The sequence below is a fragment of the Streptomyces sp. NPDC031554 genome (assembly GCF_055580685.1).
In genome coordinates this window covers 1,100,096-1,119,912 of sequence record NZ_JBVIKX010000001.1, presented here as the reverse complement: position 1 = coordinate 1,119,912, position 19,817 = coordinate 1,100,096, and the positions used below count along the sequence as shown (strand labels likewise).

17 protein-coding genes are annotated in these 19,817 nt (G+C 74.1%); 6 read left to right on the top strand and 11 right to left on the bottom strand.

Going from position 1 to position 19,817, the window contains the following annotated elements:
- Positions 1-26: 26 nt before the first annotated feature.
- Both ACZ5FU_RS04980 and ACZ5FU_RS04975 read right to left on the bottom strand, forming a co-directional pair.
- A complete protein-coding gene (locus ACZ5FU_RS04980) occupies positions 27-1,256 on the bottom strand; it encodes an amidase family protein (RefSeq protein ID WP_468643148.1) in 1,230 nt (409 codons plus the stop codon).
- Positions 1,257-1,291: 35 nt separating this feature from the next.
- Positions 1,292-1,810, bottom strand: a complete 519-nt coding sequence (locus ACZ5FU_RS04975; RefSeq protein ID WP_469044430.1) for a DUF6668 family protein — start codon at positions 1,808-1,810, stop codon at positions 1,292-1,294.
- Positions 1,811-2,014: 204 nt separating this feature from the next.
- Here ACZ5FU_RS04975 and ACZ5FU_RS04970 point away from each other — a divergent pair, with 204 nt between their 5' ends.
- A complete protein-coding gene (locus tag ACZ5FU_RS04970) occupies positions 2,015-3,439 on the top strand; it encodes a tetratricopeptide repeat protein (protein WP_469044428.1) in 1,425 nt (474 codons plus the stop codon).
- A 91-nt stretch (positions 3,440-3,530) separates the two neighbouring features.
- Here ACZ5FU_RS04970 and ACZ5FU_RS04965 read toward each other — a convergent pair whose 3' ends face one another.
- Positions 3,531-4,484, bottom strand: coding sequence for a M28 family metallopeptidase (locus tag ACZ5FU_RS04965; protein WP_469044426.1), 954 nt, complete (start codon positions 4,482-4,484; stop codon positions 3,531-3,533).
- A gap of 208 nt (positions 4,485-4,692) precedes the next feature.
- On the bottom strand, positions 4,693-5,169 hold the full coding sequence (locus ACZ5FU_RS04960; protein ID WP_468643143.1) for a VOC family protein: 477 nt from the start codon (positions 5,167-5,169) through the stop codon (positions 4,693-4,695).
- On the opposite strand from ACZ5FU_RS04960, the gene ACZ5FU_RS04955 reads away from it, so the two are divergent.
- Positions 5,146-5,958, top strand: a complete 813-nt coding sequence (locus tag ACZ5FU_RS04955) for a CGNR zinc finger domain-containing protein (protein ID WP_469044425.1) — start codon at positions 5,146-5,148, stop codon at positions 5,956-5,958. The two genes, ACZ5FU_RS04960 and ACZ5FU_RS04955, sit on opposite strands and share 24 nt — an antisense overlap.
- A gap of 156 nt (positions 5,959-6,114) precedes the next feature.
- Here the strand turns inward: ACZ5FU_RS04955 and rarD are convergent, their stop codons facing one another.
- The 7 genes from rarD to ACZ5FU_RS04920 all read right to left on the bottom strand — a co-directional run bounded on the left by rarD (position 6,115) and on the right by ACZ5FU_RS04920 (position 15,837).
- Positions 6,115-7,134, bottom strand: coding sequence for an EamA family transporter RarD (gene rarD / locus ACZ5FU_RS04950; protein WP_469044735.1), 1,020 nt, complete (start codon positions 7,132-7,134; stop codon positions 6,115-6,117).
- A 193-nt stretch (positions 7,135-7,327) separates the two neighbouring features.
- The gene (locus ACZ5FU_RS04945; RefSeq protein WP_469044424.1) at positions 7,328-8,182 is read right to left on the bottom strand and encodes an NAD(P)H-binding protein; all 855 of its coding nucleotides are present in this window, start codon (positions 8,180-8,182) and stop codon (positions 7,328-7,330) included.
- A 263-nt stretch (positions 8,183-8,445) separates the two neighbouring features.
- Positions 8,446-9,525 carry a 2-oxoacid:ferredoxin oxidoreductase subunit beta gene (locus ACZ5FU_RS04940; protein ID WP_451527035.1) on the bottom strand — a complete coding sequence of 360 codons (1,080 nt, stop codon included), beginning with the start codon at positions 9,523-9,525 and terminating at the stop codon, positions 8,446-8,448.
- Entirely contained in the window at positions 9,518-11,464 is a 1,947-nt protein-coding gene (locus ACZ5FU_RS04935; RefSeq protein WP_451527034.1) for a 2-oxoacid:acceptor oxidoreductase subunit alpha, read from the bottom strand. The genes ACZ5FU_RS04940 and ACZ5FU_RS04935 overlap by 8 nt, the downstream gene beginning before the upstream one ends.
- Positions 11,465-11,677: 213 nt before the next feature.
- Positions 11,678-12,337, bottom strand: a complete 660-nt coding sequence (locus ACZ5FU_RS04930; RefSeq protein WP_451527082.1) for a LuxR C-terminal-related transcriptional regulator — start codon at positions 12,335-12,337, stop codon at positions 11,678-11,680.
- 574 nt (positions 12,338-12,911) lie between these two features.
- Positions 12,912-14,375: a sensor domain-containing protein gene (locus ACZ5FU_RS04925; RefSeq protein ID WP_468833702.1), complete on the bottom strand. Its 1,464-nt coding sequence runs from the start codon at positions 14,373-14,375 to the stop codon at positions 12,912-12,914.
- Positions 14,376-14,589: 214 nt separating this feature from the next.
- Positions 14,590-15,837, bottom strand: a complete 1,248-nt coding sequence (locus tag ACZ5FU_RS04920) for a sensor histidine kinase (RefSeq protein WP_468643139.1) — start codon at positions 15,835-15,837, stop codon at positions 14,590-14,592.
- 212 nt (positions 15,838-16,049) lie between these two features.
- Here ACZ5FU_RS04920 and ACZ5FU_RS04915 point away from each other — a divergent pair, with 212 nt between their 5' ends.
- From ACZ5FU_RS04915 to ACZ5FU_RS04900, 4 genes are read left to right on the top strand one after another with little or no spacing between them, the layout of a single operon-like run.
- Positions 16,050-16,445, top strand: coding sequence for an NADH-quinone oxidoreductase subunit A (locus ACZ5FU_RS04915; RefSeq protein WP_451527081.1), 396 nt, complete (start codon positions 16,050-16,052; stop codon positions 16,443-16,445).
- Positions 16,436-17,143, top strand: coding sequence for an NADH-quinone oxidoreductase subunit B (locus tag ACZ5FU_RS04910; RefSeq protein WP_468833697.1), 708 nt, complete (start codon positions 16,436-16,438; stop codon positions 17,141-17,143). The genes ACZ5FU_RS04915 and ACZ5FU_RS04910 overlap by 10 nt, the downstream gene beginning before the upstream one ends.
- A complete protein-coding gene (locus ACZ5FU_RS04905) occupies positions 17,140-18,801 on the top strand; it encodes an NADH-quinone oxidoreductase subunit C (protein ID WP_468833695.1) in 1,662 nt (553 codons plus the stop codon). The genes ACZ5FU_RS04910 and ACZ5FU_RS04905 overlap by 4 nt, the downstream gene beginning before the upstream one ends.
- Entirely contained in the window at positions 18,798-19,766 is a 969-nt protein-coding gene (locus ACZ5FU_RS04900; RefSeq protein ID WP_451527029.1) for a complex I subunit 1/NuoH family protein, read from the top strand. The genes ACZ5FU_RS04905 and ACZ5FU_RS04900 overlap by 4 nt, the downstream gene beginning before the upstream one ends.
- Positions 19,767-19,817 lie beyond the last annotated feature (51 nt).

The window sequence follows — 19,817 nt, the reverse complement described above, 5'->3', positions numbered from 1 at the left end:
GCGTGCGGTGAATACGCGCATCTGCATCATATGCACGTGCAATAAATTGTGCCAGGGGGTGCCCGGAACCCCGTGAGCGCCTCCGAGGCCGCCGCCAGGGCCAGCAGCACGTCCTCCCGCCCGTGCGCCGCCACGGCCTGGAGCCCCACCGGGCAGCCGTCCGCGCCGACCCCCGCCGGAATGCTGATCGCCGGATGCCCGCTCAGGTTGAACGCCCACGTCAGCGCCGTCGAGTAGCGGTCCCCGGGGCCTTCGTGGCCGTGCGCGGGATCGGGGGTCGTGGGGGTCAGCAGCAGGTCCGTCCGGTCGAAGAGGGCGGCCAGCCGGCGGTCGTTGACGTCCCGTGCCTCCCGCGCCGCCGGGGTGGCGCCCGGTCCGCGCAACGCGAGCCAGACGGGTGCGGGGTCCTCCAGCCGTACCGGCGTCCCCGGCCGCGGCAGCCGTACGACGCCGGCGTCGGCGAGGCGGCCCGCGGCGGCCCGGGCGAGGGCCAGCGGCTCCGGGCGGGGGTCGGCGAACCCGAGACCGGCGGAGAAGACGGCGGTGAGCGCCCCGCCCCGCCGCCCCGGGCCCGCTCCGGACGGCACCGCCCCGGCGTCCTTTGGGCCCGCTCCGGACGGCACCGCCCGGCCGGACAGCACCGCCCAGTACGCCGCCGCGTCCGCCGCGTACCGGGTCAGGACGCCCGGTGCCGCCAGCCCCGTACGGTCGGAGGACGGGAAGCGGCCGTTGGTGACCTTCAGGCCGAGGACGCCGCACCAGGCCGCCGGAACGCGCACCGAGCCGGCGCCGTCGCCGCCGGTCGCCAGCGGCACCAGGCCGGCCGCGACCGCCGCCGCCGCACCAGCCGAGGACCCGCCCGGCGTGCGGTCGGCCCGCCAGGGGTTCACGGTGCGGCCGTGGGCGCCGAGACCCCAGGTCCGCCAGGGGGTTCCGGGCCCGGGTACGGCCGTCGCGCCCACCGGTACGCACCCGGCGGCCACCAGCGGTTCCGCCGTCCGCAGCCCGTGCCGGCCCTTGACCCCGATCGGCACCCCGGCGAGCGGCAGCCGTTCACCGGCGGTGACCCGCGCGTCCACCTCGGCCGCCCGCTCCGTCGCCGCGTCCCCCCACACCTCGGCGAACGCCCCCAGCGCGCGGTCCGCCCGGTCGATCCGCTCCAGAGTCCGGCGCACCACGTCGACGGCCCGCAGCCGCCCCTGCCGTACGGCGGCCGCGAGCTCGACGGCCGAGGAGGCGGGCGCCGGCGGAGACACCGGCGGGGGTTTCCGCGATCCGGACGGATCCGCGCTCAGGACGTCCGCCGGGCGGCCGTGCCCGTGAGGCGGACGAGGGGTTCCGTCCCGCGGGGCGGAGGGCCCGACAGGTCGCCCAGGCGCCAGCCCTGGACCCACGGCACCCGGTACACGTCGACGGCCGACTCGAGCAGCCGTACCCGCCGCGCCAGCGGACGCGGCAGCCGGCCGGGCGCGTCCGCGACCAGGACGACCGCGTCCAGGTCGAGGCCCGCCGGGGCCCGCCCGCTCCGGAAGGCCTCCAGGGCCCGCAGCACCGAATCCAGTCCGCCCGCGTGGGTCCGGCCCACGAGCAGCACGGACGGCGGGTCGTGCGGACCGGGCCAGTCACGCCCGCAGTCGTGGCCGCCGTAGACCGCGGCGAGCGTGGAGGCACCGGACCCGCCGTGCGTGCCGAGCCAGGAGAAGCGACGGGGCCCGGCCGCCGCGCCGTACGGCCGCGGTGGCGGCTCCGGCGCGGGCACCGGACCGCGGATCCAGATCTCCGGGCCCGGCCGGCCGTCCGTCGTCCGCATGCGCGCACTCCTCGTCGTCGCCGCCCGCCCGCGCGGCCGGACCACCGCCGGCTCCCCGCGGCCACGAGCCTTGGAACGAGGCTGTGACGCCGCGGTGACGCGCGGACGGGCGTGGCCGGAGAGACTCAACAGTACGTGTACGCCTGGGTGCACGGGTGACGAGTGCAACGTACGTGCACGGCGATGTGTCAGGGTGAGGAACCGATGTCTCGACTCAGCCGCGAGAAGAAGCGGACACAGCAGGACGACGGGCGGCCGGCCCTCGTGGTGGCGCCGCTCGACGTGCGCGTCCCGGGGGGCGGGCCGGCGAGCGTCGGCGGCGTCCCCGTCGTCGCCGCCGACGGGCAGGAACCCCAGCAGGCCGTGCTCGGCCACCTCCACCGCATCGCCCTCGCCACCGGGCACCCGGTGCTCGCCACGGTCCACGACGAGCGCATCGGCTACGTCGTCCCGCTGCGCGTCGAGCCGGACGGATCCAGCCATTTCGCGGGCGAGCCCCTGCGGGCGACCCCGCCGGCGGAGCCGGACGTCAGGCTGTCGGGGGAGCCGGCCGACCGGCCGGCGGCCCGGCCCGCAGGGGCGCCCGCCCCGCCGGCACCGGCCGCGCCCCCCGCCGGGGGGCGGGCCCACGCCGGACCGGACAGGCCCACGCGCTTCCTGCGCCGTGAGCCGGCCGAGCCGCGGGACGGGGTCCCGGGCGTGGCGGCCGCCCCGGCGGGCGTCTTCGGTCCCCCGCCGGTGATGGACCGCGCCCCGCGGGACGCCCGCCCCGGGCTCGCGCCGGAGCCGGTTCAGGTCTCCCGGCCGTCCCCGGTCCCCGACGCGATCCCGACCCCGGTCCCGACCCCGGTCCCGGATCCGATCCCGATCCCGATCCCGGGACAGGCCTCGGGCCCGGCTCCGGACCCGGTCTCCGACGCCGTCCCGGACCCGGCCTCCGACGCCGTCCCGGACCCGGTCTCCGACGCCGTCCCGGGCGCCGTCTCCGACGCCGTCCCGCGCCCGGCGGCCGACCCCGTGCCGCTCCTCGACCCCGAAGTGGCCCGGGGCTTCGAGCCCGACCCCGAGCCCAGGCCGACCCCCGCCCGTGGTTTCGACGCCGTGGCGGAGGCCGTGCTCGGGGACGACCCGCGCCCGCTTCCCGGCACCGAGGGGACGCCCGCCCTGCTCGGCGAACCGGTGGCGCGGATCAACGAGGCCGTGCGGGCGGGACGCACGGACACGGCCGCGGCGCTCGCGGAGCGGACCGTGACCGAGGCCTCGGCGACGCTGGGACCCGAGCACCCCGAGGTGCTCCGGCTGCGCGAACTCGCCGCGTACATCGCCTACCTGGCCGGCGACCCGGTCCGCTCCTTCCACCTCTCGCTCGACCTGGCCGGCATCCACCGCCGCAACCGGGACGCGGAGGCCGCGTACGGCAACGTGCAGAGCGCGGCGACGGCCTGGCGGGCCGTGCGCGACCCCTTCCAGGGCCTGAACCTGGGCACCGAACTCCTCGGTCTGTGGAACGAGTTGGTCACCGAGGGCGGTCCGGCCGCCGACGACGCCGAGGAGTGGGAGTCGGCCCGGTCCCGGATGACCCGGCTGGCCCGCCGGGCCCACGACGCGGGCGCGGGCTCGCGAGGCTAGGGAGCGCGCGGCCGGGGATCGCGGAACCGGGGATCGCGCGGCCGGGGTCCGGGCCGGCGGGGCCGGGGTCCGGGCCCCGCCGGGTACGCGCCTACTGCGACAGCGTCCACACCGCGTACGCCAGCGCGTCCGCGTTGCGGTTGAGCGCCGTGTCGTTGACGTTGGCGGTGGTGTCGCAGGAGGAGTGGTAGCAGCGGTCGAAGGCCTGCCCGGCCGTACCGCCCCACTTGGTCACCTGCGCCGCCGTCTTGGTGCGGCTCGCCCCGGTGAACAGGCCGCCGACCGGGATGCCCGCGCTCTTGAAGGGCGCGTGGTCGGAGCGGCCGTCGCCCTCGGTCTCGATCTCCGTGGCGACGCCGATGCCCGCGAAGTAGTCCTTGAAGGTCTTCTCGATGGTCGGGTCGTCGTCGTAGACGAAGTAGCCGGGGTTCGGCGAGCCGATCATGTCGAAGTTGAGGTAGCCGCTGATGCGGGCGCGGTTCGCGGAGGACAGGTTGTTGACGTAGTACTTGGAGCCGACCAGGCCGAGTTCCTCCGCGCCCCACCAGGCGAATCTCAGGTGCTTGGTGGGCTGGTAACCGGTGCGGGCGACGGTGAGGGCGGCCTCCAGGACGGCGGCGGAGCCGGTCCCGTTGTCGTTGATGCCGGCACCGGAGGTGACGCTGTCGAGGTGCGCGCCGGCCATGACGACCTGGTCGGTGTTGCCGCCCGGCCAGTCGGCGATCAGGTTGTAGCCGACCCGGCTGGACGCGGTGAACTGCTGGATCGTGGTGGTGAACCCGGCGGCGTCCAGCTTGGCCTTCGCGTAGTCGAGGGAGGCCCGGTAGCCGGTCCGGCCGTGGGCGCGGTTGCCGCCGTTGGCGGTGGCGATCGACTGGAGCTGGGTCAGGTGCGCCTTGACGTTCGCCACCGGGATGTCCGGTGCGGCGGCGATCGCGACGGGCTCGGGGGCGGGCGCCGCGCCGGCTATGGATCCGGTGGCGAACAGCGAGGCGGCCGCGACGACGGCGGTCGCCGCCGCCCGCCCGGAAACGGAGAGCTTCATGGTGGGGGGCTCCGGGTTCCAGAGGGATTCCCCGCGGGGGTGACCACGGCGAACCCACAGTGAATGGGGTGCCTGGATGGTGAAGCTGTGGCCAACTCTCCGTCAAGAGTGCTATCTGGACAGCCAGTTCACGGGGCTGAGCCGCCGTCGCCGGTCGCCTCGAGCCCTCGGACCGGCCCGGGGCGGATCCCGCCGGCCCCCGCCCGGCTCACTGCACGCAGAACTCGTTCCCCTCCGGGTCCGCCATCACCACCCACGCCCCGGACGGCTCCTCGACCCTCCGCAGCACGCTCGCCCCGAGCGCGGTCAGCCGCTCGACCTCACCCTCCCGCCGCTCCGCGCCGGGGTGCAGGTCGAGGTGGAGCCGGTTCTTGACCGTCTTCTCCTCCGGCACCCGCTGGAACAGCAGCCGCCGCCCCAGCCCGGTGCCGGTGTCCGCGTCGAAGGGGTCCGCGGGATGCCGTACGGCGATCAGGTCCCGGAAGGCCGGGCGGCCGTGGTGCTCCACGGTCGCCGCGCCGGGCAGCGCGCCGAGTCCCAGCAGGCGCTCGACGAGCGCGCTGTTGTCCTCGACCGCGTAGTGCAGCGCGGCGGCCCAGAAGTCCGCCTGGGCGTGCGGGTCGAGGGAGTCGACGACGAGTTTCCAGTGGACGGGAGTGGGTTGCGCGGCGGGTGTCTCGCTCATGGAACCAGTCATAGTGGTCACACGAGCGCGCGGGCAACGGAAACGCCGGGACGTCAGGAGACGGCAGGTGGCCCCGGGAAGCCGGCCGGCCCCCCCGGCCTGATCCTGGTCCCGCACGACGGCAGGCCCCACCGCTTCGACCCGGGCGCCCTCTGCCCGGAGCTGCCGGTCACCGGCGGCCCCGGCGTCCTCGCCCGCCACGAGGCGCCGCACGAACCCGCCGGCCTCGTCGCCCGGGCCGTCCGCAGCCGTCTGCCCGAAGGGCTGGAACTCATCGTTTCGGAGGCGGAGCTGAGCCGGGTGCGCGCCGTGCGCGAAGCCCTCTTCCTCCTCACGGCCGACCGGGCCCACGGCCGACCGGGCCCACGGCCGACCGGGCCCACGGCCGCCCGGGCCCACGGCCGACCGCGACGGCCGGAACACCTCGGCGCTCTCGACGCGGCCGCGGCCGAGGCCCCGCTCGTCCCCCGCCTCACCCCGGACGGCACCCGCGCCCGGACCCCCGGCGCCACCGGCACCCAGGCGCTCTCGACCGTCGCCCGCGACGCGGTCGACCTCTTCACCGGCCCGCACGCGCGCCGCGTCCGCGAGTGCGGCGCGCACGACTGCCGGTTCCTCTTCGTCGGCATCTCCCGCCCCGGCCGCCGCCGCCGGCGCGCGACGGAACACCGCGGCAACCGCGAGAAGGTGCGGGCACACCGGGCCCGCGGACGACTCGACCAGCGACTCCCGTCCGGATCCCACCGGGGCACCACCGACGGGATCCGGCCACCGGCATCTCCCCGGTGACGGGGGCCACGGCGACGGGGGCCACGGCGACGGGGGCCACGGCGGCGACGGACACCTCACGACGGCCGGGACGCGCCCCGCGAGGGCCGAGGCGGGCGGCGACGGCCGCCCCGCGACGGCCGGGACGCGGGCTGGTGCCGCCGCCCCGCCGTCCGTCTACGGCTTGGCGACGGGGGAGGCCTCGGCCTCGGGTACCTCGGCCGCGGACGGCGCGCCGTCGTCCTCCCGCACGGCGCCGGAGCCGCCGGCCGAGAGGGAGGCGGCACCGGGCACGGCGGCGCCCGGCGCGGCGGCGCCGGGCATCCCGGCCTCGGCGACCAGCAGGCGGGACGCCCGGAGCGCCCGGGCCGCCCGGTGCGAGGTGCGCCACGCGTCGCCGGTGAGCAGCACCAGCGCCAGCCAGACCAGGGCGAAGCCCGCCCAGCGCTCGGGCGGCATGGCCTCGCCGAAGTACACGACGCCGAGCAGGAACTGGAAGACCGGCGCCATGTACTGCAGCAGGCCCAGCGTGGACAGCGGCACCCGGATCGCCGCCGCGCCGAAGCAGACCAGCGGGAGCGCGGTGACGATGCCGGTGGAGGCGAGGAGCGCGGAGTGCCCGACGCCCTCGCCGGTGAAGGTGGAACCGCCGTGCGCCGACAGCCACAGCAGGTAGCCGAGCGCCGGCAGGAACTGGATCGCGGTCTCGGCGGCCAGCGACTCGACCCCGCCGAGGTCGACCTTCTTCTTCACCAGCCCGTAGACGGCGAAGGAGAAGGCGAGGCAGAGCGAGATCCACGGCGGGTGGCCGTACCCGACGGTCAGGACGAGGACGGCGGCCAGGCCGACGCCGACCGCCACCCACTGCACGGGCCGCAGCCGCTCCTTCAGGAGCAGGACGCCCATGGCGATGGTGACCAGCGGGTTGATGAAGTAGCCGAGGGAGGCCTCGACGACATGGCCGCTGTTCACGGCCCAGATGTAGACGCCCCAGTTCACCGTGATGACGGCGGCGGCCACGGTGACGAGCGCGAGCCGGCGCGGCTGGCGCAGCAGCTCACCGGCCCACTTCCAGCGCCGTACGACGACCAGCGCGACGGCGACGAAGGCGAGGGACCACACCATGCGGTGGGCGAGGATCTCGCCCGCGCCGGCGGGCTTGAGCAGCGGCCAGAAGAGGGGGACGATCCCCCACATCCCGTAGGCGGCGAAACCGTTCAGCAGGCCTGTACGGCTCTCACCGGCCTTGGCGTTCCCGGCCACGGGCCCCTCCTTCTGACGATCGCACCGCCTCGTGACCGGCGCGCGTGGTCGAAGGTAACGCCGCACACCCCCGTCTGTCATGCCCGTATCGCCATACGGTCGTGACAGGCGGGGGCGGCGCGGCGGGTCAGCCCTCGAGCCCGGCGGTGATCGCCTCGGACAGCGGGGTGGTCGGGCGCCCGGCCAGCCGGGACAGGTCGCCGGTGGTGACGACCAGCTCGCCCTTCTCGATGGACGCGTCCACGCCGGCCAGGATCTCGGCGAACGGCCCGGGCAGCCCGGCGCCGGTCAGGATGCCGACCAGGGCCTCGACGGGCACGGCGTTGTAGGCGATCTCCCGGCCGGTTTGCCGGCTCAGCTCGGCCGCGTACTCCGCGAAGCTCCACGCCTCGTCGCCGCCCAGCTCGTACGTGGTGTTCTCGTGCCCCTCGCCGGTCAGTACGGCGACCGCGGCGGCGGCGTAGTCGGCGCGGGAGGCGGAGGAGACGCGGCCGTCACCGGCGGCGGCGACAACGGCGTCGTGCGCCAGCACCGGGGCGAGGTTCTCGGTGTAGTTCTCGTGGTACCAGCCGTTGCGCAGCAGGCTGTAGGGGAGACCGGAGGCCAGCAGCGCCTTCTCGGTGGCGCGGTGGTCGTCGGCCAGCGCGGCGCTCAGGCTGCCGGGCGCGCTCGTGTACGCCAGCAGTGCGACGCCCGCCGCCGCGGCGGCGTCGATGACGACCTGGTGCTGGGCCGGGCGGCCCTTGTCGAACTCGTTGCCCGAGATCAGCAGGACCTTGTCGCCCGCGGCGAACAGCCCGTCGAAGGTCTCGGGGGCGTTGTAGTCGGCGACCGCGAGCCTCACGCCGCGCCCGGCCAGGTCCGCGGCCCTGGCCTCGTCCCGCACGACGGCCGTGATCTCCCCGGCGGGGACCTTCTCCAGCAACTGCTCCACGACGTGACGGCCGAGGTGTCCGGTGGCTCCGGTGACGACGATGCTCATGATGCGGAACTCCTTGAGGGGGGTGCGATCTGGAACTAACCCTAAGGGGTGCGCTAACTGAGGGAAAGTACCCACTTTGAAGTAAGGTACTGGCGTCAGGGTAAGTGTGGCTGGGTCCAGGTGTCCGGGCGCGCGCGAGGGCCCGGAACCGCCGTGGTTCCGGGCCCTCGTACGACGCGCACGGCGCCCGTGACGCCTGTGACGCGTGCGGCGCGCCGCCTGTGACGCGTGCGCCTGTGACGTGTGCGGTGCGCCGCCGCCGTTCAGCCGACGACCGTCCAGGTGTCCCCGCCCGCCAGCAGCGCCGCCAGGTCCCCCTTGCCGTGGCGGTCGACGGCCGCGTCGAGCTGGTCGGACATCTGGGTGTCGTAGACCGGCCGCTCGACGGAGCGCAGGACGCCGATCGGCGTGTGGTGCAGGGTGTCCGGGTCGGCCAGCCGGGACAGCGCGAACGCCGTGGTCGGGGACGCGGAGTGCGCGTCGTGGACCAGGACCTCGGCCTCGTTCTCCGCGGTCACCGTCACCACCTCCAGATCGCCGGTCGCACGGTCGCGCACGACCCCTCTGGACCCGTCGGCGCCGAACCGGATCGGCCGGCCGTGCTCCAGCCGGATCACCGCCTCCTCGGCCGTCTCCCGGTCCTTCAACGCGTCGAAGGCGCCGTCGTTGAAGATGTTGCAGTTCTGGTAGATCTCCACCAGCGCCGTGCCCGGATGGGCGGCGGCCCGGCGCAGCACCTCCGTCAGGTGCTTGCGGTCGGAGTCGATCGTGCGCGCCACGAACGACGCCTCCGCGCCGAGCGCCAGCGACACCGGGTTGAACGGCGCGTCCAGCGAGCCCATCGGCGTCGACTTGGTGATCTTTCCGACCTCGGAGGTGGGCGAGTACTGCCCCTTGGTCAGCCCGTAGATCCGGTTGTTGAACAGCAGGATCTTGAGGTTCACATTGCGCCGCAGGGCGTGGATGAGGTGGTTGCCGCCGATGGACAGGGCGTCCCCGTCCCCGGTCACCACCCACACGCTCAGGTCGCGCCGGCTGGTGGCGAGCCCGGTCGCGATCGCCGGGGCCCGCCCGTGGATCGAGTGCATCCCGTAGGTGTTCAGGTAGTACGGGAAACGCGAGGAGCAGCCGATGCCCGAGACGAAGACGATGTTCTCCCTGGCCAGCCCCAGTTCCGGCATGAAGCCCTGGACGGCGGCCAGGATCGCGTAGTCACCGCAGCCGGGGCACCAGCGGACCTCCTGGTCGGACTTGAAGTCCTTCATGGTCTGGCGGCCCTCGGCCCTGGGGACGAGGGAGAGCGCCTCGATCGTGCCCGCGCCTTCCGTGGACGTCTCAGCCATCGATGGCCTCCTTGAGAGCCGAGGCGAGCTGTTCCGCCTTGAACGGCATGCCGTTGACCTGGTTGTACGAACGCGCGTCGACCAGGTATCTCGCCCGGATCAGGGTGGCGAGCTGGCCCAGGTTCATCTCCGGGACCACGACCTTGTCGTACGCCTTCAGTACCGCGCCCAGGTTCTTCGGGAACGGGTTCAGGTGCCGCAGGTGGGCCTGGGCGACCGGCTCCCCGGCCGCCCGCAGTCGCCGTACCGCCGCGGTGATCGGCCCGTAGGTGGAGCCCCAGCCCAGGACCAGGGTCCCCGCCCCGTGCGGGTCGTCGACCTCGACGTCCGGCACGTCGACGCCGTCGATCTTGGCCTGCCGGAGACGGACCATGAAGTCGTGGTTGGCGGGGTCGTAGGAGATGTTGCCGGTGCCGTCCTGCTTCTCGATCCCGCCGATCCGGTGCTCCAGGCCCGGCGTGCCCGGCACCGCCCACGGCCGGGCGAGGGTCCGCGGGTCGCGCTTGTACGGCCAGAAGACCTCGGAGCCGTCCTCCAGGGTGTGGTTGGGGCCCTGCGCGAACTGCACGGCCAGATCCGGCAGCTCGTCCAGCTCGGGGATCCGCCAGGGCTCGGAGCCGTTGGCGAGGTAGCCGTCGGACAGCAGCATCACCGGTGTGCGGTACGTCAGCGCGATCCGGGCCGCCTCCAGGGCGGCGTCGAAGCAGTCGGCGGGCGTGCGGGGCGCGACCACCGGGAGCGGGGCCTCGCCGTTGCGCCCGAACATCGCCTGCAGCAGGTCCGCCTGCTCGGTCTTGGTCGGCAGACCGGTCGACGGCCCGCCCCGCTGGATGTCGACGACCAGCAGCGGCAGTTCCAGCGACACGGCGAGCCCGATGGTCTCCGACTTCAGCGCCACCCCGGGACCGGAGGTCGTGGTCACCGCCAGCGACCCGCCGAAGGCGGCCCCGAGCGCCGCGCCGATGCCCGCGATCTCGTCCTCGGCCTGGAAGGTGCGCACGCCGAAGTTCTTGTGCCGGCTCAGCTCGTGCAGGATGTCCGAGGCCGGCGTGATCGGGTACGAGCCGAGGAACAGCGGGAGGTCGGCCTGCCGCGAGGCGGCGATCAGCCCGTACGCCAGCGCCAGGTTCCCGGAGATGTTCCGGTAGGTGCCGACGGGGAACGCCTTCGCCGCCGGGGCGACCTCGTAACTGACCGCGAAGTCCTCGGTCGTCTCACCGAAGTTCCAGCCCGCCCGGAACGCCGCGATGTTGGCGGCCGCGATGTCCGGCTTCTTCGCGAACTTCGACCTCAGGAACCTCTCGGTCCCTTCGGTCGGCCGGTGGTACATCCACGACAGGAGGCCGAGCGCGAACATGTTCTTGCTGCGCTCGGCCTCCTTGCGGGTGAGGTCGAAATCCTTGAGGGCCTCGACGGTCAGTGTGGTCAGCGGGACCGGGTGGATCTGGTAACCGTCGAGGGACCCGTCCTCCAGCGGCGAGGCCGCGTACCCCACCTTCTGCATCGCCCGTCTGCTGAACTCGTCCGTGTTGACGATGATCTCCGCGCCGCGCGGCACGTCGCCGATGTTCGCCTTCAGCGCCGCCGGGTTCATCGCGACCAGCACGTCCGGCGCGTCACCCGGCGTGAGGATGTCGTGGTCGGCGAAGTGCAGCTGGAACGAGGACACGCCGGGGAGGGTGCCGGCGGGCGCCCGGATCTCGGCGGGGAAGTTCGGCAGCGTCGACAGGTCGTTGCCGAACGACGCCGTCTCCGAGGTGAAGCGGTCCCCGGTGAGCTGCATGCCGTCACCCGAGTCCCCCGCGAACCTGATGATCACCCGGTCGAGACGGCGTACGTCCTTCGTCCCGCCCGGTTTGCGCTGCTCTCCCACGACGGCTGCGTCCGTTCCGTCGCTGCCGTCGGCCTGTTCCGCTGGGCTGCTGACCTGACTGGTCACTGAACTGGACCTCCCTCGAGGCGGCTGTCCGGGGGAGCGTCCTTCCCACAGACCCTCCCTGGATCAACCCTACGTCTGTAAGGGTCGCCTTCCTCGGCCATTCGCACGACGGTCACTGCCCTGGACCGGCCCGGCGTCCCGACGTGCCATGATTTCCGACCGCCCGGGATGTGCGAGAAGGCACGACGAAGAAAAAGCGCTCTTCCGCCGTCCTCAGGAATTGAGATAGGTGAGGACGGCGAGAACGCGCCGGTGATCCCCGTCGCTCGGGGACAGCCCGAGCTTCAGGAAGATGTTGCTGACGTGCTTCTCCACCGCGCCGTCGCTCACCACCAGCTGCCTGGCGATCGCCGAGTTCGTCCGCCCCTCGGCCATCAGCCCCAGCACCTCCCGCTCCCGCGGGGTCAGCCCGGCCAGCACGTCCTGCTTGCGGCTGCGTCCGAGCAGCTGCGCGACCACCTCGGGGTCCAGGGCCGTGCCCCCCTCGGCCACCCGCACCACCGCGTCCACGAACTCCCGCACCTCCGCGACCCGGTCCTTGAGCAGGTAACCCACCCCGCGGCTGGAACCGGCCAGCAGTTCGGTGGCGTACCTCTCCTCCACGTACTGCGACAGCACCAGCACCCCGAGCCCCGGATGCGACCTGCGCAGCAGCACGGCCGCCCGCACCCCCTCGTCGGTGTGCGTCGGGGGCATCCGCACGTCGGCCACGACCACGTCGGGCAACGCACCCTCCGCGTCCAGCTCGGTGACCGTCTTCACCAGCGCCTCGGCGTCCCCGACCCCGGCGACCACATCGTGCCCCCGGTCCGTCAGCAACCGCGTCAGCCCCTCCCGCAGCAACACCGAGTCCTCGGCGATGACCACCCGCACCCTGACCTCCACGCTCTCCGGCCCCCCAGCCACGACCCGTCCGCGAGACCCGTCCGTCCACGGAACAGCCCCAGCATCCCAGCAATCGCCGCGCGCCGGGGCGGACCGGCGACGACCACGGGAAATCTTCGGCAGCGGGAGCCCTCAGGCCTGCCGGCCCTCCGACCCGCGTCCGAAGCCGACCACGAACGACTGGTGGAGACACAGCGTCCGACTGGACCGGGGGTGGTGCCCCGGCCGGGACACGGGTGAGGTCGGGGCAGGATCCGGGCGACATCCGGGCGACATCCGGGCGATGTCCGTACGGGGCGCCGGGGCGGGGCCCGACGCGGGACGCGAGGGCTGGAGACCTGTCCGGAGCCCGTACGGGGGTGGGGCGGGGCGGGGTCCGGAGCCCGTACGGGAGTGGGGCGGGGTTCCGCGCGGGGCGCAGGGGGCGGGTTCCGCCGTGTTCCCGTGCGAGCGCGGGGTGCGGGGTGCGGGGGCGGGGGAGGAGGAGGGAGCCCCCGCCAGGTACGGGGGCGGAGCCCTTGGGGACGGGAAGGGCGGGGCGGCGGCGGGGGCGCGGAACCCCCTACTCCCCACCCCGCCAGGGCAGCTCCGCCGTCACCCGCGTCGGCCCGCCGACCGGGGAGTCCACCACCAGGATCCCGTCCACCGCGTCGAGCCGCCCGGCCAGCCCGGCCAGCCCCGACCCGCCGGAGGCGTCCGCGCCGCCCGCCCCGTCATCGCTCACCTGCACCAGCAACCGGTCCTCGGCCCGCCACACGTCCACCGACGCCGACCTCGCCCCGCTGTGCTTGCTGACGTTCTGCAGGAGCTCGGAGACCGTGAAGTACGCGATCCCCTCGATCGCCGCGGCGGGCCGCTCCACCAGGTCCACCTCCACCCGCACCGGCACCGTGCACCGCGAGGCCACCGACGACAGCGCCGCGTCCAGCCCCCGGTCGGTCAGCACGGCCGGATGGATCCCCCGCGCCAGGTCCCGCAACTCCTGCAACGCCGTCTTCACCTCGCCGTGCGCCTCGTCCACCATCCGTGCCGCCTCCCGCGGGTCCTCCCGCAGCTTCTCCTTCGCGAGGCCCAGATCCATCGCCAGCGCCACCAGCCGCGCCTGCGCCCCGTCGTGCAGGTCCCGCTCGATCCGCCGCAGGTCGGCGGCCGCCGTGTCGACCACGGTCCCCCGGTCGGACTCCAGCTCCACCACCCGCGACGCCAGCCGCGACGGCCCGAGCAGCCCGTGCACCATCACCCGGTCCACCGTGGTCAGCGCCCGCACGATCCACGGCGTGGCCAGCGTGAACAACAGCCCCACCAACGCCGTCACGGTGATCTCGAACGGGTTGTCCAGGTACACCCGGTGCTCCTCGTCGCCGTACAGCTGAAGCCCGCCCTGCCCGCCGTACAGCGGGAAGAGCCAGAACCACAGCGGATACGTCAGCGTCGCCCAGCCGTACACCCAGAACACGACCGCGACGCAGAAGGAGAACATCGCCCACGGCAGGTGCAGCACCGCGTACAGGAGGTGACGCCAGGACGCGCCGCTCCTGAGCACCGCGCCCGTCCACGCCAGCAGCCCCCGGCCCCGCGGCCGCAACGGCTCCGGCGCGGCCACGTCCAGTCCCAGCAGCCCCCGCGCCCGAGCCCGTTCCACCGACCCGAGGCCGCGGCACGCCGCCAGCCCCGCGGCCAGCACCGGAATTCCGAGGAACGTCACCAGCAGGCCCGCCCCCAACGACAGCATCGTGACCGCGAAGGTGAACAGCACGATGCTGATCGGCAGGCTCAGCAGCACGTAGAAGAACTCCCGCCAGGCACGTGCCTCGACCGGCGCCCGCAGCGCGGCCGGCAGCCGGTGCCGCCGCCGTCCACCGGCCTCGAAGCCGGGCGCACCCTCGTGCCGCGAGTGACTGCCGTGGTCCTTGTGGTCCCCGTGGCGCAGGTGGTTCCCGTGGTCCGGGTGGTCCCCGTGGCTCAGGTGGTCCCCGTGGCTCCCGTGGTCCAGGTGGTCCCCGTACTGCCCGTACTGCGTGGCCATCGGCGTCGTCCGTTCCGCTCGTCTCGTCCGCGGGTGTCGTTTCCTGCCTCCACCCTCCTCGACGCCGTCCCCGCGGGCCATGGAGTCCGTCGGCGTCTCGGGAGGGGGGTTTTCCCCACCCCGGGCGTCGGGGCCGGCAGGCCGCACGGGCCCGACGCCCGGGGTCGCCCCGTGATACCCGGCGGCGCCCCGCGGTGCCCGGTGGCGGGGTCGCCTACCCCGTCGGCTCCGCCGGCTCCGTCCGGTCCCGCCAGGGCAACTCAGCCGTCACGGTCGTGGGCCCCCCGGCCGGGGAGTCCACGATGAACAGGCCGTCCACGGCGCCCAGCCGGTCCGCCAGACCTCGCATCCCCGATCCGCCGTCGAGCCGCGCACCGCCCCGGCCGTCGTCGGACACCTGGATGAGGAGCCGGTCCTCCACCCGCCACACGTCGACCGACGCCGACTTCGCCCCGCTGTGCTTGCTGACGTTCTGGAGCAGTTCGGAGACGGTGAAGTAGGCGATGCCCTCGATGGCCGGCGCCGGCCGCGCCGGCAGCTCGGCCGTCACCTGCACCGGCACCGTGCACCGCGAGGCCACCGACGACAGTGCCGCGTCCAGCCCCCGGTCGGTCAGCACGGCCGGATGGATCCCCCGCGCCAGGTCCCGCAGCTCCTGGAGGGCGAGCTTCACCTCGCCGTGCGCCTCCTCGACCATCACCGAGGCCGCGTCCGGGTCCTCCAGCAGCTTCTCCTTGGCCAGGCCGAGCCCCATCGCCAGATTGACCAGCCGCGCCTGCGCGCCGTCGTGCAGATCCCGTTCGATCCGCCGCAGATCCGCCGCGGCGGTGTCCACCACGACTCCCCGGTCGGACTCCAGTTCCGCGATCCGCCGCTCCAGCTCGTCCGAGGGACACAGCAGGGCCCGCACCATCGCCCGGTCCGCGTTGGTCAGCCCGCGCGCGAGGAAGGGCAGCACCGGCCACAGCACGAACAACGACACCATCGTCACCAGGAAGGTGAGGATCCCCCACGGCAGCCGGATGAAGTCGTACAGCACCGTCCGCCAGGCCACCGGGTCCTTCAGGACCAGCCACATGCCCTGGAGGACGTTGCCCGCCCGGCGCAGCGGCAGCGGGCTCGGCTCGTCGACCCGCACCGCGAGCAGCATCCGTGCCCGGCCCCGCTCGAACCGGCCCATCAGCCGCGCCCCCAGCAGCCCGAGCGCGAGGAGCGGCAGCCCGACCACCGTGAGCGTCAGCGTGGCGCCGGTGAACAGCACCGTCATGACGTAGACGAAGCCGACGACCGACAGGGGCAGGTTCGTCAGGAGGTGGACGATCTCCTTCCACGTCTGCGGGTCGTAGGCGAACCGGACGCGCGGCAACGGCGCGTCGCGCCCCGGCGCACCCGGGCCGACGGCGGGCACGGCGGGCACGGCGCGCGGACGCGCGGCCGTGGGAGCGGCTTTGGATACGGTCATGTGCGTCAGCGTGCCGTGCGACGCGTCCCCGCGCCATGGAGTTCGCCGCCGGGAACCCCTGGGGAAAACCCCACCCCCCTGGCCCCGGCTGTGACGGCCTGCTTACCGTGTCTTTATCAGGCCCTAGACTCCCGTGCGTACAGATCGTCGAACAGGCCGAGGTCGGGTCGGGGAGCGAGGGACGGACCGTGCCGCAGTCGTCGCAAGCAGCGCTGGGAGAACCCACGGTCGTCGTGGCGTCGGACTACTTCGACTCCTACGCGGTCGTCGGACTCCTCGCCGTCATCGGCGTGCTCTTCGTCGCGGTCGCGTTCGGCGCGGGCCGTCTGCTGCGCCCCGTGGTCCCCACCCCCGAGAAACTCCTGACGTACGAGTGCGGCGTCGACCCCGTCGGCGAGGGCTGGGCCCACACCCAGGTCCGCTACTACGTCTACGCCTTCCTCTACGTCGTCTTCGCCGTCGACTCGATCTTCCTGTTCCCCTGGGCGACGGTCTTCGCCGCCCCCGGCTACGGCGCGGCCACGCTCGTGGAGATGTTCGTCTTCCTCGGCTTCCTGGCCGTGGGCCTGCTGTACGCCTACAAGAAGGGCGTCCTGACATGGACGTGAACCCGCCCACCCCCGAGCCGACGGCGACTCCCGAGCCGGTGCCGCTTCCCGACCCGGTGCGGATCCCCCCGACCGAGCAGGGCCGGGAGCCGGGTCCGGAGCAGAGCCGGGAGCGGGGGAGGCTCGGCGTCCTCGCCCGTCTCGCCCCGGAGCCGATGAAGGTCGTCCTGAACTGGGGCCGCCGCTACTCGCTCTGGGTCTTCAACTTCGGCCTCGCCTGCTGCGCGATCGAGTTCATCGCCGCCTCCATGGCCCGCCACGACTTCATCCGCCTGGGCGTCATCCCCTTCGCGCCCGGCCCGCGCCAGGCCGACCTGATGGTCGTCTCCGGCACGGTCACGGACAAGATGGCCCCGGCCGTCAAGCGCCTCTACGAACAGATGCCCGAGCCGAAGTACGTCATCTCCTTCGGCGCGTGCAGCAACTGCGGCGGCCCCTACTGGGACTCCTACTCCGTCACCAAGGGCGTCGACCAGATCATCCCCGTCGACGTGTACGTCCCCGGCTGCCCGCCACGCCCCGAGGCGCTGCTCCAGGGCATCCTCAAGCTCCAGGAGAAGATCGCCCGCGAGTCGCTGGGGGAGCGCTACGCCACCGCCACCGACCGTCCCTCGGCGGCGGCCCTCCAGAGCGGGCTCGTCCGGCCGCCGGCCGTGGAGAGAGGCGCGGCCGGAGACGCTGAGGGGGACGCCCGATGACCACCGTCGGCTGGCTCCCCGCCCCCGCCGAGGAACTCTTCGGCCCGGAGGCCACCGCCGAGGAGTCGTACGACCTCCTGACGGTCGACGTACCGCCGCAGTCCTGGACCGCGGCACTGCTCGCGGCCCGCGACCGGCTGTCCTGCACCTACTTCGACTGGCTCAGCGCGGTCGACGAACCGGGCACCGGCTTCCGCGTCTCGGCCCACGTCGTCGCCCTGGGGCCGGTCCGCCGGCTGCTGCTGCGTACGACGGTCCCCCACGAGGCGCCGGCGCTCGCCTCCGCCGTGGACGTCTACGCGGGCGCGGCCTGGCACGAGCGCGAGACCCACGAGATGTTCGGCGTCGTCTTCGACGACCATCCCGCCCTGGACCACCTCCTCCTCCCCGAGAACTTCGAGGGCCACCCCCTCCGCAAGGACTTCGTCCTCGCCGCCCGCGTCGCCAAGGCCTGGCCGGGCGCGAAGGAACCCGGCGAGTCCGAGCACGGCGGCCCCAAGCGCCGCCAGATGCTCCCCCCGGGAGTCCCCGACCCCAATGAGTGGGGCCCCCTGAAGGGCCGGCTCCCCGCGGCCCCCGCCCGCCCCGTCCGAGCACCCCGCACGGCCCCCGGCGACCGCCCGGCCCGCCCGGCGGGCGACCGCCCGGTCCGGCGAGCACGAACGGCGTCCGAGGGCTCGGCCAGCCAGAAGACGGAGCAGCCGACCGGTCAGACAACCGGCCAGACAACCGGCCAGGCGGCAGAACAGTCGGTCGGCCGGGTGACGGAGCGACCGGCCGGCCGGACGGCAGCGCGGGAAACCGGTCGGGAAGCCGGCCTGGAAACGGGCCGCCCGGCGGGCGAAGAGGCGAGCCCGGCGGCAGACCGGCCTGCCGCGTCCGAGGCCGAGAAGGCACCGCCCGCCGCGGCCACGGAAGTGCCGCCCCCCGCGCCCGCACGCCCCGCACGACGAGCGCGGACGGCCGCCGAGGGCTCGGTCAGCCAGTCCTCCGACCGGACCCCGACCCGGCCCATCGCCGGACCGGGGACCCCGTCGGCGGCCGGAACCGGAGGCGCTCCGGCTCCGGTTCCTCCCCGGAGCACCTCCGGATCCGGCCCCCGCCGTTCCCGAAGCGCGAGCGGAGGGTCGGCCTCCCAGCGGACGGGGCACTTGTCTCCGGAGGAGACGCCTCCGCACGACAAGTCCCCGGCCCCGGAAGCCTCGGCCCTGGAGCCCTCGGCCCCGGAGCCCTCGGCCCTGGAGGCCCTGGCTCCCTCGGCGCCCGAACCTCCCGCGGCTCCACGCGATGCGGCGTCGTCCGACCCGTCCGACTCCTTCGACCGCTCCGGCCCGTCCGACCGCTCCGGCCCACCCGCCTCGTCGGCCGCTTCCGAAGGTTCCACCGTCCGCCGGCCGGTCACCGGCGGCGGGGCGTCCCGCCGCGCACAGGCTCCCCGCAGCGCCGACGCTCCCTGGCACCACGCCCGCCCCGCGTTCGACGACCGGCAACCGGACCCGGAGCATCCCGACCCCGACCCCGACACGGATCACCCGGACGACCCGGACGCCGCACCCGGGGACGACCACTCCGGGGTCGACCGCCCCCACACCGACCACTCCGACACCGACCGCCCCGGCAACGACACCCCCACGAATCCCCAGGGAGGCCCGCAGTGAACGACGCTCTCGACGTCGCCCTGCGGCTCCTGATCGTCTTCGTCGTCTTCCTCACCTTCCCCCTGATCGTCGGTCAGGCCGAGCACAAGGTGATGGCCCACATGCAGGGCCGCCTCGGCCCGATGTACGCCGGTGGCTTCCACGGCTGGGCCCAGCTCATCGCGGACGGCGTGAAGTTCGCGCAGAAGGAGGACATCGTCCCCGCGGGCGCGGACCGCCGTATCTTCCAGCTGGCCCCCGCCGTGGCCCTGCTCCCGTACCTCCTGGTGCTCCTCGCCATCCCCGTCGGCCCCGGCGAGGGCGCCGTCGGCGAGGTGGTCGACGCCGGCGTCTTCTTCGTCCTGGCCGTCATGGGCGTCGGTGTCCTCGGCTCGCTCATGGCCGGCTGGGCCAGCGCCAACAAGTTCTCCCTCCTCGGCGGCCTGCGCACCGCCGCCCAGCTCCTCGCCTACGAACTTCCGATGCTGCTCACCGCCGCCTCCGTCGCCATGGCGGCCGGCACGGTGTCCCTCCCCGGGATCGTCGACGCCTTCGAGTGGTGGTGGCTGCCCTGGCAGATCGTCGGCGCGATCGTCTTCTTCGTCGCCGGTCTCGCCGAGCTGCAGCGCCCCCCGTTCGACATGCCCGTCGCCGACTCGGAGATCATCTTCGGCGCCTACACCGAGTACACCGGCCTCCGCTTCGCCCTGTTCCTCCTCGCCGAGTACGCCGGGATCGTCGTCCTGTGCGGTCTGACCACCGTCCTCTTCCTGGGTGGCTGGCACGGCCCCTGGGGCGCCGACGGCCTCGGCTGGGTCTGGACCCTGCTGAAGTCCGCCGTCCTCGCCTTCGTCGTGATCTGGCTGCGCGTCACCTACCCCCGCTTGCGCGAGGACCAGCTCCAGAAGCTGTCCTGGACCCTCCTCGTCCCCCTCTCCCTCGCCCAGATCGCCCTCACCGGCGTCGTCAAGGTGGTGATCTCCTAGTGTCCCGCCCGTCACCCGACCACCACTCCTCGACGACGCCCTCCGCGCGGC